The organism is Paenibacillus silviterrae (assembly GCF_030167925.1).
Classification (GTDB): Bacteria; Bacillota; Bacilli; order Paenibacillales; family NBRC-103111; genus Paenibacillus_G; species Paenibacillus_G silviterrae.
On the sequence record NZ_JASKUT010000001.1, the window covers coordinates 5,029,222 to 5,041,733 of the forward strand.

15 protein-coding genes and 1 riboswitch are annotated in these 12,512 nt (G+C 53.9%); of the genes, 11 read left to right on the plus strand and 4 right to left on the minus strand.

The genetic code is table 11. The annotated features are described in order from the left end of the window. Nucleotides 1–93 precede the first annotated feature (93 nt). The 6 genes from QMO62_RS23540 (at nucleotide 94) to ymzB (ending at nucleotide 4,732) form a co-directional block, all read left to right on the plus strand. A complete protein-coding gene (locus QMO62_RS23540; RefSeq protein ID WP_284644717.1) occupies nucleotides 94–609 on the plus strand; it encodes a small multi-drug export protein in 516 nt (171 codons plus the stop codon). A gap of 247 nt (nucleotides 610–856) precedes the next feature. Beyond that, a riboswitch (cyclic di-GMP riboswitch) is annotated at nucleotides 857–940 on the plus strand. 125 nt (nucleotides 941–1,065) lie between these two features. Continuing rightward, nucleotides 1,066–2,904 (plus strand): methyl-accepting chemotaxis protein, encoded by a 1,839-nt coding sequence (locus QMO62_RS23545; protein ID WP_284644718.1) that lies wholly within the window; start codon nucleotides 1,066–1,068, stop codon nucleotides 2,902–2,904. Between the two features lie 338 nt (nucleotides 2,905–3,242). Then, nucleotides 3,243–3,755, plus strand: a complete 513-nt coding sequence (locus tag QMO62_RS23550; RefSeq protein ID WP_284644719.1) for a cysteine dioxygenase — start codon at nucleotides 3,243–3,245, stop codon at nucleotides 3,753–3,755. A 132-nt stretch (nucleotides 3,756–3,887) separates the two neighbouring features. Next, on the plus strand, nucleotides 3,888–4,178 hold the full coding sequence (locus tag QMO62_RS23555) for a hypothetical protein (protein WP_284644720.1): 291 nt from the start codon (nucleotides 3,888–3,890) through the stop codon (nucleotides 4,176–4,178). Nucleotides 4,179–4,211: 33 nt separating this feature from the next. Beyond that, nucleotides 4,212–4,370, plus strand: a complete 159-nt coding sequence (locus QMO62_RS23560; RefSeq protein ID WP_284644721.1) for a hypothetical protein — start codon at nucleotides 4,212–4,214, stop codon at nucleotides 4,368–4,370. 23 nt (nucleotides 4,371–4,393) lie between these two features. Then, nucleotides 4,394–4,732 carry a protein YmzB gene (gene ymzB / locus QMO62_RS23565; RefSeq protein WP_284644722.1) on the plus strand — a complete coding sequence of 113 codons (339 nt, stop codon included), beginning with the start codon at nucleotides 4,394–4,396 and terminating at the stop codon, nucleotides 4,730–4,732. A gap of 88 nt (nucleotides 4,733–4,820) precedes the next feature. Here ymzB and QMO62_RS23570 read toward each other — a convergent pair whose 3' ends face one another. Then, nucleotides 4,821–5,006: a hypothetical protein gene (locus QMO62_RS23570; RefSeq protein WP_284644723.1), complete on the minus strand. Its 186-nt coding sequence runs from the start codon at nucleotides 5,004–5,006 to the stop codon at nucleotides 4,821–4,823. A 202-nt stretch (nucleotides 5,007–5,208) separates the two neighbouring features. Between QMO62_RS23570 and QMO62_RS23575 the strand changes: the two genes are divergently transcribed. Both QMO62_RS23575 and QMO62_RS23580 read left to right on the plus strand, forming a co-directional pair. Continuing rightward, the gene (locus QMO62_RS23575; RefSeq protein WP_284644724.1) at nucleotides 5,209–5,778 is read left to right on the plus strand and encodes an SLOG family protein; all 570 of its coding nucleotides are present in this window, start codon (nucleotides 5,209–5,211) and stop codon (nucleotides 5,776–5,778) included. A gap of 78 nt (nucleotides 5,779–5,856) precedes the next feature. Then, on the plus strand, nucleotides 5,857–6,096 hold the full coding sequence (locus QMO62_RS23580) for a DUF7667 family protein (protein ID WP_284644726.1): 240 nt from the start codon (nucleotides 5,857–5,859) through the stop codon (nucleotides 6,094–6,096). A gap of 21 nt (nucleotides 6,097–6,117) precedes the next feature. Here QMO62_RS23580 and QMO62_RS23585 read toward each other — a convergent pair whose 3' ends face one another. Continuing rightward, entirely contained in the window at nucleotides 6,118–6,597 is a 480-nt protein-coding gene (locus QMO62_RS23585) for a hypothetical protein (RefSeq protein WP_284644727.1), read from the minus strand. 119 nt (nucleotides 6,598–6,716) lie between these two features. Here QMO62_RS23585 and QMO62_RS23590 point away from each other — a divergent pair, with 119 nt between their 5' ends. Then, the gene (locus QMO62_RS23590) at nucleotides 6,717–7,793 is read left to right on the plus strand and encodes a lactonase family protein (protein WP_284644728.1); all 1,077 of its coding nucleotides are present in this window, start codon (nucleotides 6,717–6,719) and stop codon (nucleotides 7,791–7,793) included. 57 nt (nucleotides 7,794–7,850) lie between these two features. Here QMO62_RS23590 and QMO62_RS23595 read toward each other — a convergent pair whose 3' ends face one another. After that, the gene (locus tag QMO62_RS23595) at nucleotides 7,851–8,729 is read right to left on the minus strand and encodes a LysR family transcriptional regulator (protein WP_284644729.1); all 879 of its coding nucleotides are present in this window, start codon (nucleotides 8,727–8,729) and stop codon (nucleotides 7,851–7,853) included. Between the two features lie 117 nt (nucleotides 8,730–8,846). On the opposite strand from QMO62_RS23595, the gene QMO62_RS23600 reads away from it, so the two are divergent. After that, nucleotides 8,847–10,127 carry an adenylosuccinate synthase gene (locus tag QMO62_RS23600; protein ID WP_284644730.1) on the plus strand — a complete coding sequence of 427 codons (1,281 nt, stop codon included), beginning with the start codon at nucleotides 8,847–8,849 and terminating at the stop codon, nucleotides 10,125–10,127. Nucleotides 10,128–10,137: 10 nt separating this feature from the next. On the opposite strand, the gene QMO62_RS23605 is transcribed toward QMO62_RS23600, so the two are convergent. Next, on the minus strand, nucleotides 10,138–10,929 hold the full coding sequence (locus QMO62_RS23605; RefSeq protein WP_284644731.1) for a helix-turn-helix transcriptional regulator: 792 nt from the start codon (nucleotides 10,927–10,929) through the stop codon (nucleotides 10,138–10,140). Between the two features lie 132 nt (nucleotides 10,930–11,061). Here QMO62_RS23605 and pyk point away from each other — a divergent pair, with 132 nt between their 5' ends. Further along, nucleotides 11,062–12,477, plus strand: a complete 1,416-nt coding sequence (gene pyk / locus QMO62_RS23610; protein WP_284644732.1) for a pyruvate kinase — start codon at nucleotides 11,062–11,064, stop codon at nucleotides 12,475–12,477. Nucleotides 12,478–12,512: the final 35 nt, after the last annotated feature.

Sequence of the window (12,512 nt, forward strand, 5' to 3'; positions counted from 1 at the left end):
TCTTGTATAGCCTAGTGTAGGGGAGAAATCTTAACAAACCTTCAGGTCAAATCTTAAAACATTCTTAACTTAAGTAGAGGAGCTGAGGAATCGATGCTGGAAGAAATGCAAGGGTGGGGAACCGCCTGGCAGTATGTCGTTTTGTTTCTCATGGCGGCTGCGCCGTGGCTTGAGGTGTTTCTGGTGGTGCCGCTTGGCATTGCGTGGGGGCTGAACCCGGTAGCGGTTTCCGTTACCGGCTTTCTGGGGAATTTCATTCCGCTGCTGCTGATCGGATTTTTCTTTACCCAAATCTCGGCTTGGCTTCAACGAAGAAGGCAGCGCAAGGCACAGAAGCAGGGGGTGACGGAAGAGGAGATTGCTGCCCGGTCGGCAAAAAAGGAGAAGCGGGCCAAGGGCATTTGGGAGCGCTACGGCGTCCCGGGCTTGGCGCTGCTCGCTCCAGCGATCATCGGTACGGACCTCGCCGCTTTGCTCGCTCTTAGCTTCGGCTCGTCGCCGCGATACGTTATGATCTGGATGACGATCAGTCTGGCGGTTTGGACCGTTCTCCTTGCTGTCGGCACGGTGTTCGGCCTTACTACGGCAGGCTGGCCGCAGCATAAGTGAAGAAAGCCTTGAACCGCCAAGAGGTTCAAGGCTTTTTTTTGCATCTGTAATCCTTTGGACTTAGGTCCAAAGAAGTAAGGTGAATAGTAATTTACCTAAAAAAGCTTGTAAACTGACAGAGCGTCATGTAGAATTACCTCTGTTAGTGATAAAAAATGTCGAAAACATGTCGAATGATGTAACGTGTATGAAGGATTTAGCAGCATCGTAAGATCGTTTTCGTTTTTTTTACGGATAAGTTAATAAAAATTGAAAAGGGCAAACTTATCGAAAGATAACGACGCAAAGCCACGGGTCTAAAGCTATTAGCCATGACAGCCGAGTTACCATTTTAGGAAGCCAGCCACTGCACCTTTCCGAATGGGGTAGCAGTTTTTTTATGCCTAAAATAGGATTCGGGATACGCTCCCCTGTTCAATTTTACATAACAACATCTAAGAAAAGAGGCCTACAAACATGTTCAAAATGTCAGTAAAGAATCGATTGATTACGGCTTTTATGGTGGTTCTGATTTTGCCTTCCGCAGCTATTGGCTGGTTTTCCTATCAAAAGGCAGCCTCTGCCGTGACGGAGCAGATCATGCACCAAGCTTCGGAAAATGTTGAATATGTGGACAATCAAATTAACAATCTGATTGCTACGGGAAAAGCCGACATGGACTATCTCGGGAAGAACCTCAACGGAACCATGGTCGATCAAGCAGGAAGCGTAAAAGTAAAAGCAGTGCTTGATCAATATAAAGCTTTACACAGCCAATTCGAAACCGTTTATTTCGCGACGAACACGAAACTCATGCTGACTTCTCCCGAGCGGAAGTATGACGACGGATACGACCCGACCAAGCGGTCGTGGTTTATCAAGGCTGGAGATAGCAAAGGTACCGCAATTGTGGACGACCCCGCCGTTTCGGCGAGCACCGGGCATATCGTCATTCAAGTATCGAAAACAAGCGATGATGGCTTTGGTGTAGTTGGGGGCGCACTGGATCTGAGTGAGCTGGCGAAAACCGTCAACGGCTATACGATCGGCGAACGCGGTTACGTAACCATTATGGACAAAGATAAAAAATATATTAGTCACCCGACTATAGCAGCAGGTGCCGCCGTCGATGAAGCCGTATCATCAAAGTTCTACGGGGCGGACTCAGGAACGGTTGACTATGTGTTTCAAGGGCAAAGCAAACGAGCTGTGTATACCACGAATAAGTTAACCGGTTGGAAAATCGTGGGGACGATTGAAATGGCGGAAATCTCGCAAGCTACCCAAGGTATTCTAATTACAACCTTGATCGTGATCGTCTTCTCCATTGTGATCGGCATCCTGGTTGCACTGCTGATGGTTCGTTCGATTACAAGCCCATTGAGAGTACTTACGAGTACTACGGAAAGGATTGCAGACGGCGATCTGATGCAGGAAGTTCCGGTTCGCTCTAAGGATGAACTCGGACAGCTGTCTGCATCCGTCAATCAGATGGTTCACCGGCTGCGTGAGTTGATCGGAGGCGTGATTCATTCGTCGCAAAGTGTCGCTGCTGCATCGCAGCAAATTTCCGCCACGACGGAGGAAATCGCGGGCGGAAGCTCTGCGCAGGCACATGCTGCCCAGAATATGCAGGAGTTGTTTACCGAATTGTCGATTGCGATGAATTCCGTTGCCGAGAATGCGGAAGAAGCGGCTGCGCTAGCTGCCAAGACAACCTCGATCGCGCATGACGGCGGGACTATCGTTCAAAATTCGGTAGAGAGCATGAATCAGGTCAGCTCGCAGATGTCGATTCTCGAGGAGGACTCGGTCAAAATCGGTGAAATTATTGAGGTCATCGACGAAATTGCGGAGCAAACGAACTTGCTTGCTTTGAACGCCGCAATAGAAGCGGCGCGTGCGGGTGAGCAGGGCAGAGGATTCGCGGTCGTGGCCGATGAAGTTAGAAAGCTGGCCGAACGCAGCAGTGCAGCAACGAAGCAAATTACGGCTATCATCAAAGTCATGCAAGAGAATACGCATAAGAGCGCTAAAGCTGTGTTCGAAGGGGTCAGACAATCCCAGGAAACAGGGGAGGCATTCAAGAAAATTATCGGTATGATTAACGAGTCGGAACAAAGGGTAGGCGAAATCGCCGCCGCTTGCGAGGAGCAAGCCGGACAAACGAACAAAGTGATGCATTCTATAGAAAGTATCTCGTCTGCCAGCCAAGAGGCGGCGGCTGCATCAGAGGAAACGGCAGCAACTTCGCAATCGCTAGCCCAACTGGCTGAAGAATTGAACGACTCCGTCTCCATTTTCAAAATCAAATAAAGACATGCTACCTATCGTCCGGTGTTCATCTGTACTGCCTGCGTGCCTTCTTCGTCCTGAACGAAGGCTCAGGCAGGGAGCTGATACCGGACGTTTGAATATTACTTCAGCACGGATCTTCTCAAGAGGTTCAATCCTCTTGCTTCCCCGCGGACCAATACACCTTACCAATTTCCACATTCCCCTGCTGCAACTTAGATGCTGAGGACAAGCACCACCGGAGGCTTCCAGGAATACATAGTATTTATAAGATGACAAGAGGCAAGCAACCAACAGGAGGGCAGAAGCGCGATCCATTTATAAGTAATTCTTATGTAAATCGAAAGCAAATATTATGAATGATTGGAGAGGATGCAGCCGTGGAGCTGATCAAAAGAATAGAAGCGACGTTCGCCGGTGTAACAAAGCCTACCCCTCATGAGATTCGGGCGCTGATTCAAAGTCTGAAATTGACCGCAGAAGAGCTGGAGGAACATGTATCCGACCCCGGTGAGCTCAGCTACGGACGTACTGTGCTTTACCAGAACGAAGAGGTGGATGTTATCCTTATTCATCTGCCGCCCGGCGGTGAGACGAGAATTCACGACCATGGCGAATCGAGCGGCTGTGCGATGGTGGTGGAGGGCGCGGTCATGAACTGTATTTACAAGCTGGATAGCTATGGATATCCCCATCTGCAAGCTGAACACCCGGTAGTCCGTGAGCACTTCCTTTATGCACCCAAGTGGCAAATCCATCAGCTGCAAAATCCGCACGCCGTCAGGTCGCTGTCCGTCCATGTATACGCGCCGTCGATGAGAGGGAACCGGGCGTATTTGCCCTACGAACAGGTTTTGGATTTCGTCATTTAATGAAGGAAAGGCGCTTGCTGTGGCCACGGCAAGCGCCCGCCGGCTGTCCCCGTTCCCTGGCGCCATTCATAGGAAGGAGCTGATTGGTTCATACTAACCGGAAGAGTTTACCTAACGGAGGGAGTCTTTGCGATGTGGAATATCAAAACGATACATAAACGGGACGACGGAGGAACCGCTGCTATGGAGCTGGAAACCATGGACCGGCGCTTCGATGTGAATGTCCGTTGGGATGGATGCCTTGAGCTTCATTCCTATCAAGTGACAGAAGAAAATCGAAGCATCTCCGATACGTTCCATACCTGTGACCTGCGAGACTTCACGGAGATGCTGCAATCTCTTCACGAAGTTTGCCGTGAGCAGTTCGGGGACGGAAGCTACTGGAAGGACGAGCCGGCTAAAACGGCGGAGTTTGTGGGATAACTAACGCGAGATCAGAGAAGGGCGTGAATTCAGTTGGCGGACGAGTCATCGCAACAAAGCAACGGGACAAACGCAGCGGCTGAAGTGCTGCACGTAACCGCGCATAGGTCGAATGTCATTGCAGACGTAAGGGCTGAGGAGCAAGCGCTTCCCCCCGAATTCGAGCTGCCGCATGACAATCCCGAGCAATGAACGAACTTGGAGGAGGTAACAATATGACGGATCGTAATGAAATTACCGATTGGCTCTTATCCTGCAAAGGGGAGACACTGCTGATCGAGAAGCGGGAAACCGATGACACGGATCTGACACGGGTAGAACTGAAGGACGTGTCTTATACGGATCATTTTCAGAACCAAACCGATGAGTACCTGGCGAAGGAAAAATTGATTCTGCTCGGCAGCGGAACCGTGCTGAACGGTGCGGAGCAGCCTCCGCTTCCCGACGAGGCCTATGAGATTCCGCTGCTCGGCGATTGGGAAGGGTCTTTGCAGGGAGAAGCCTTACAGATTACTACCGAGCGGGCTACCTATCACATCACCAAAGAGCAATAAACGAAAAGGACCTGTACGAGGCAAAGCTGCACTCGACAGGTCCTTTCGTCTTGTTCGGCGGGCGGGTTGCTTAAGCTGGGTGTTGAACCTAAACGTGGTAGCTGCCCATCGGTGCGTTCAGCACCCATTCCAGCAGGAGAATGGACTGCTCCAGCCGGTCGATTTGGCTCTGAAGTCCTTCCTTTTGCCCGTCTGCATCCATTACGGCTTCCAGCGCCTTCTTTTGCATAACTAGCTCGTTCAGCTTCCGCTTGATCTGTTCTTCCGTTCTCATCGCTACCGTGCTCCTCCGTTTACCTGATCAGGCTATGTAATGAGTTCAATATGGCATGGCAGCTTACGGCTGTCAAGAAAGCGGAGAGAGGCCGGCCGCAAATGGCCCGAACGGCAGGTGGCTTTTTCATCGGAGGTTGGGTATATTGAGGGGAGTGCGGAGCGGCGTCTTCCGCCATTCTTTCAGAAGAAGGTCATGCAGGATGAAACGGCTAATCATTTCGGGCTACAAGGCGAATGAGCTCGGTATTTTTAATAATAAGCATGCAGCCATACCTTATATCAAAAAAGCGATCCGCAACACGCTTCTCGCTCACATCGAAGACGGCCTGGAATGGGTCATTATCACAGGCCAATGGGGAACGGAATTGTGGGCTGGAGAGGTGGTGCATGATTTGAAGCGGGAGTATGGCCAGCTGAAGCTGGCCGTGATCACTCCGTTTCTGTCGATGACGGAGAAATGGAATGAGGACAAGAAGGAATACTACAATACGATTGTGAGAAGCGCCGACTTCGTGGATTCGGTTTCGAAGGAGGAGTACAAGGGGCCTTGGCAGTTCTCCCAAGCGAACAAATTCCTCATCCGAAACTCCGATGCGCTGCTGCTCCTGTACGATGCGGAGGCCCATCCGGAAAGCTCTCCCCGCTTTATGAAGCAGCTCGGCGAAGCAAGGATGCTCCAAGGCGGAGGCTACCAGCTGCTGTTTATTACGATGCACGATTTGCAGGCGATTGTGGAAGAGGAAATGATGAACCGGGAGTATGAGTACTAAACTTCGGAGTTGTCTGTCTAAGCCGGCTGCCGGTTGCCTATACTAGGAAACTAGAACAGCTGGTAGGGGGGTCTGCGGATGCTTTCGGTTCACTGGAGAATGGCGGAGCTATGGACGCTGGAGCGTCAAAGGGGTTTGACGGATTCGGAAGAGGCCGAGCTCTCGGCTTGTTTGCATTACAACGCGGTATATGCGAGAAAGCTCGCCGGACTTTATAATTTGTCTTTAGCCGCTTCCATGACGAGAGATACGGAATGGCAGCATGAGATATGCCGTCAGATCGAGAGGCTGGAGGAGATGGCCGACCTGTCCTATTAAAGGGGTCGGCCTTTTTCCTGCTTAGGCTAAGGTGAAGCCTTCCTCCGCCATATACTCCTCCACTTCCTCATAGGTTTCGAAGGCGGATTCAAGAATTTCTCCGGAGAAAACATACCAGAGCTCGTCCTCGTAGTATACGGTCAGCGTCTGCTCGTCCGGCCCTTTCCAGAGCTGATGCTCGGTAGGGCCCTCCTCCGCATCCGCTTCCTCCGTGATTCCGGGGGAGAGCGAACGGATCGACCGCGCGACAAGGGTACGAAGTTGCTCGGCGTCGTAGTCGCGGATGTTCACAAAGCCTTTGTCGTCCGCTTCCTCCGCAAAACCCGGCAGCTGTCCCACATAGACGAAGCCGTTGCCGTTCGGATGCAGATGATAAACAACGGTTTTCTTCTCGTAGACGCTGTCTTCGTAGTGGAAGTTCACGCGTCCCAGCGATACGTTTCTTCTTTCCAGTTCGGGGAAGGCGGAAATGACGTTAAGTTTCTCTTCAAAGCTAAGCATAATGTAAGCCTCCGATTCGAATTAGGTTTTGTCCGTGATTATAGCATAATCGGGTTGATTTCCAAAAAACAACAGTGTACAGTTAGGGGAAAAGCTGTGTTGCGACAAGGAGGATGAACATGAGCGGCAGTAAGCAAAGGATGCTTGTGTTGGTAGGCTCATACGCGGAGGCTTCCGACAGCGGCGTGTATGTTTATTCATTCGATGAGGAGCGGGAAGAGCTGACCCTGCTGGACCGAACAGCCGGTCTGCAGAACCCGACCTTCCTGAATGTGGATGTGCCCCGCCGGAGAGTGTACTCCATCGCGGAGGGGGTTAGCGCCGAGGGCGGCAAAACCGGAGTGGCGGTTGCCCTTGAGCTGTCGGAGGAAGGAAAGCTTCAAGAGCTGAACCGCGTCACCGGAGTGGACACGCCCCTGTGTCATATTCAGCGGGACGCCTCGGACCGTTATATCGTGCTGTCCAGCTATCACGGGGCGAAGGTAGGACTGATGAGTCTGACGGAGGACGGCCGTATCGGAGAGCCGCTGGATGTGAAGCGGCATGAAGGGCAAGGCGCGAATCCAAGCCGCCAGAAGCAGCCGCACCCTCATTCCGCCACCTTCACGCCGGATAATCGCTATGTGCTGATCGCGGATCTGGGGATCGATCGGATTCGCGCGTATTCCGTGAATCCGGAGCGCGGGGAGCTTGTATTCGAGCGGGACACTGCGCTGCACCCTGGCGCCGGTCCCCGGCATATGGCGTTTCATCCAAGCGGGGAGTTCGTCTATGTGATCAACGAGGTGGATTCGACCGTGACTGCGTTCCGTTACGACAGCGCGAGCGGCACACTGGAGACGATCGAGGCGGTTTCCACGCTGCCTTCGGATTTCCAGGGCGAGAATACAACGGCGGAAGTGGCTGTTTCGGCGGACGGCAAGTACCTTTACGGCTCGAATCGGGGGCATGACAGCATCGCGGTCTTTGCTATCGATGCCGCCAGCGGCCGCCTGACGTTGCTTCAGCATGTATCGAGCGGCGGCGGACATCCTCGGCATTTCGCCCTGACACCGGGCGGCCGTCACCTGTTTGCGGCGAATCGCGATTCGAACAATCTGGTGATCTTCCGGATCGGGGACGAGGGCCGATTGACGGCAACGGGTCGTTCCGTGGAAGTGTCGAAGCCGGTCTGCGTGAAGCCGGTGTATATGTAAGCGAGGAATGGAAGAGCCTGTCGCTCCTTGGAGCGGCAGGCTTTTTGGGCTGTGATATTACCCGATCATTTCAATAAACTTCTTTGCTGCGGCGGAGAGCGGCACATCGCTTAGCGTGGCGATGCCGATGCTTCGCGGGGGAATCGGCGGCTCGAGCGGGAGCTCCACCAACGATCCGTCCGTCAGCTCCTGCCGAATAAAATCCTTCACCACACAGGCGGCGCCGAACCCTGCCCGGGCATACTCCATCAGCAGCTCGATGCTGCCGAGTTCAAGCTCCGGCTTCATATAGACGCCTTGAGCCTGGAGATATCGGTCGATATAGGCGCGGCTGCTGCTGCCTTCCTCCAGCAAAATCAAGGGACAGCTCAGGAAGCTTTCCCAGCTCCATGGAGAATCCGCAAGATGCCTGTACTTGTCCCCCACGACGAAGCAATCTTGAACGGTTCCGCATTCCCTCAGCTTGATGCCCTTGTCATGGAGCGGGAGATTGACGATCCCAAGATCGATCCGTCCCTGCTTCAGCAGCTCTACCGTTTCCAAGGAAGTACGGTTCGTAACGCGAATTTTCACATCCGGGTACAAATCGTGAAACCGCTCCAGGTGGGGCAGCAAAACATGACGGCAGAGGGTGTCGCCTGCTCCGATGGTGATTTCCCCGCTGGTCAGCTGGTGCAGCTCGGCCAGCTTCTTCTCCCCGTTCGCGATCAGATGATACGCCTGCTCAATGTAGGTGAGCAGCACCTCACCTTCGGCGGTCAGCCTGACCCCTCGGGGCGTACGGAAAAAGAGCTGCCCTCCGAGCTTCGCCTCCAGCTGCTTGATAGTATGGGTTACGGCAGGCTGTGTGATATACAGCTCCTCCGCCGCTTTCGACAGGCTTCCCGCCTTGGCGGTATGGTAGAAGACACGATACCAGTCCATATGCTCAATCATTATGATATCAACTCACTTTATATCTGATATAACCATTATTCATTATTATAATATCATATCGCTTATTATAATAAGTGGTGTAGCATCAGATCACAAGCCTAAGGAGGGCGCCGACATATGGGAGTAACAGCGGTTGTAGGGGCGAATTGGGGAGATGAAGGGAAGGGGAAAATCACGGATGTCTTAGCCGCAGAAGCAGACTATGTGGTGAGGTACCAAGGGGGAAGCAATGCGGGGCATACCATTATCAACGAGTATGGCAAGTTTGCCCTGCACATGATCCCATCCGGGGTGTTCTATTCCGGAGTCACGAATGTCATCGGACCGGGAACGGCACTGAATCTGAACGATTTCTTACAGGAGCGGGAGGAGCTGCATTTGCGGGGAGTGCCGGATCCGAACTTAAAAATCTCCGACCGGGCTCAGGTGGTTATGCCGTACCATCTGCTCTTCGATGCTTTGGAGGAGGAGAGGCTGGGCGACCGCCGGTTCGGTTCGACCAAGAAGGGGATCGCTCCTTTCTATGCGGATAAATTTTTGAAGCTGGGTATCCAGGTTGCGGATCTTTATGCGGAGAAACGGCTGGCACAGCGAGTCGAAGCTGCACTTACGGCCAAAAACGTGCTTTTGCAGCATCTCTACGGCAGGCCGCCGATCGCGGCAGATGAAGTCGTGGCGGCGCTTCAACAGGCTGTGGAGCAAATCAAGCCTCATGTCTGCGATACGACGGTCCTCTTGCATGACGCTATCGATCGCGGGCAGCACCTTGTCGTCGAGGGACAGCTGGGGGCGCTGCGGGATCCGGATCATGGGATTTATCCGCATTCCACCTCCTCCTCTACCTTGGCAGGGTATGCGTCGGTTGGGGCGGGTCTGCCTCCTTATGCAATCAATCGGGTGATAGCCGTGACCAAGGCTTACTCCAGCTGTGCAGGGGAGGGGCTGTTCGTAACGGAGCTGCACGGGGAGGAAGCTGCAGAGCTGCGAGAAAGAGGCGGCGATGCCGGGGAGTATGGCGTCACCACAGGTCGGCCTCGCCGCATGGGATGGTTCGATGCGGTCGCCACAAGGTACGGCTGCAGGCTTCAAGGAGCAACGGAGGTTGCGCTGACGAATCTGGACGTGCTGGGATACCGGAAGGAGATTCCGATTTGTACGGCCTACAAGGTAGACGGAGTAACGGTTCGCGAATTCCCGGTAACCGCAGTGCTGGAAAGGGCTGAGCCTGTCTGGGAAACGCTGCCCGGCTGGGGCTGCGACATCTCCGGGGCTCGGCGCTTCGAAGAGCTTCCGACGGAGGCACAAGAGTATGTTCTGCACATCGAAAGACGGATCGGCGTACCGATCCGGATGATTTCCGTCGGACCGAAGCGGGAGCAGCTGATACACAGGGGGTAAACCCGCCAACTTAGTAAACCGGCGGTTCCCGGTCCTTCAGATAATACGACGGCGTCCGGCCGGTATGGCGCTTGAACACCCGGTGAAAATAGGAGGAATCGCAGAAGCCCAAATAATCCGCGATATCTTGAACGGTCATCTGCGAGTGCTGCAGCAGGTAGACGGCGGTTTTCACCCGGAGGGCATAAGTGAACTCGCCGATGGTTTGCCCGGTGACCTCGCTGAACACGGCCGCGGCATGATTCGGGCTCTTCTCGATGACGGCGCCCAGGTTGTCCTTGGTGATTTTCTCGCGGTAATGGTTCTGAATGTACCCCTTCATTTGCTCCACATGTCGGTGTTTAACCGAATTGGATTGCGCAAGAGAACGATCCGCTTCCCGGTTGGCATGTGCAAGAAGCTCCAGCAGGATCGCCACACACATGGTCCCGCTGTAAACGTTGGCGTGCTGCGCTTCCGCATGCAGGGAGCGAAACCGTTCATGCAGCAGCTCGAACATGCCGGTCCGAAAGTGCAGCGGGTCCGTTCCAAGAAGCATCGGCAGTGCTATTGCCGATTCCTGCGGAAGGAAGGCTGCGGCATATTTTTCGTGCGATACGGTAGGAATGCTTTTGCCGTAGAAGACCGTATGGGGCGGAATGAGGAGAAGGTCGCCCTTCCCCAGCACGAGCTTCTGCTGGCCGAACCAATAGACGCATTTCCCGTAACACATCAGCACGAGCTGCCAGGTCTCAGCCCCGCTGTCGGCTTCTTCATACCAGCTGCTTCCCTTGTGATAGTGAACCGAATTCATTTGAAGCATCGGAGGGAGTCCCTTCTTCGTTCTTATAATTATCGTACTATTATACAATTAGTGTGCTATTATTCATAGTCAGTCGATTTATGTCGGAGTACAATAAGCGCAAATAAGTATTCCGTGGAGGCTGTGATGACGATGCGTAAAACGAAAATCATTTGTACGATGGGACCGGCTTGCGATTCCGTGCCTGTATTGAAGGATATGATTCGCGCGGGAATGAGCGTAGCCCGGTTGAATTTGGCACATGGAGACCTTGATGAGCATAAGGGCCGAATCGAGCGGGTTCGGCAGGCCGCAGCGGAGCTTGGTGCTCCCGTGGCGATTCTGCTGGACATTAAAGGCCCGGAGATTCGTACGGGACTGCTGCAGGAGCCGGCCTACGAATTGCAGACCGGCGCATCGCTGACGCTGACGACAGAGCAAATAACGGGAGATGCGGGGCGGATATCGGTTTCTTATGACGGGCTGACGAAGGACGTGCGTGAGGGCTCGCGGATTTTGATCGATGACGGCTTGATCGAGCTTCGCGTGGAGTCGATAGAGGGAACGGAGATTCACTGCCGCATCCTGAACGGAGGCAAGATCAAAGCGCGCAAGGGCGTGAATCTGCCGGGTGTAAAGACGTCGCTTCCGGGGGTAACGGAGCGGGATGTGATGCACATCCGATTCGGAGTCGAGCAGCAGGTCGACATTATTGCGATGTCCTTCGTACGGAAAGCCGAGGACGTGCTTGAGGTTCGGCGTATGCTGGAGGAGCTCGGAGCCGGCCATGTGCAGATCATTTCCAAGATTGAGAACGAAGAAGGAGTAGACGAGCTGGACCGCATCCTGGAGGCATCGGACGGCTTGATGGTGGCACGGGGCGATCTCGGCGTAGAGATTCCGGTTGAGGATGTCCCGCTTGTGCAGAAGCAAATGATTCACAAGAGCAATCTGGCCGGCAAGCCGGTCATTACGGCTACGCACATGCTGGATTCGATGCAGTCCAACCCGCGTCCGACACGTGCGGAGGCGAGCGACGTAGCGAATGCGGTGCTGGATGGAACCGACGTGCTGATGCTGTCCGGTGAAACGGCTGCGGGGAAATATCCTGTAGAGTCGGTGCAAACGATGGCATCCATCGCGGAAAAGGCGGAGTCGATGCTGCCCTACGAGGAGCTTCTTCGCACGAAGAGCGCCGTGCAGAAGACGAACGTGACGGAGGTAGTAAGCCAGGCGGCCGTAGGCGCCTCCTTGGGACTGCAAGCCAAGGCGATTATAACGCCGACCGAGAGCGGATTCTCGGCCCGGATGGTGTCCAAGTATCGTCCTTCGGCTCCGATTATTGCGGTGACACCGGATGAGCGGGTGGTTCGGCGCCTAAGTCTGGTGTGGGGCGTGACGCCGGTACTGGGTGAGCGTGTGAAGTCGACGGATGAGATGATTCAAGCCGCTCTTGTCAAGGGACGGGGCACCGGGCTGGTGAGCGAGGGCGATCTCGTGGTGATCTCCGCAGGCGTGCCGGTAGGAGAGTCGGGCAGCACGAATTTGATCAAGATCGAGCATATATAGATAAAGTGTACGCCGCCCAATGTATATTGCGGGCG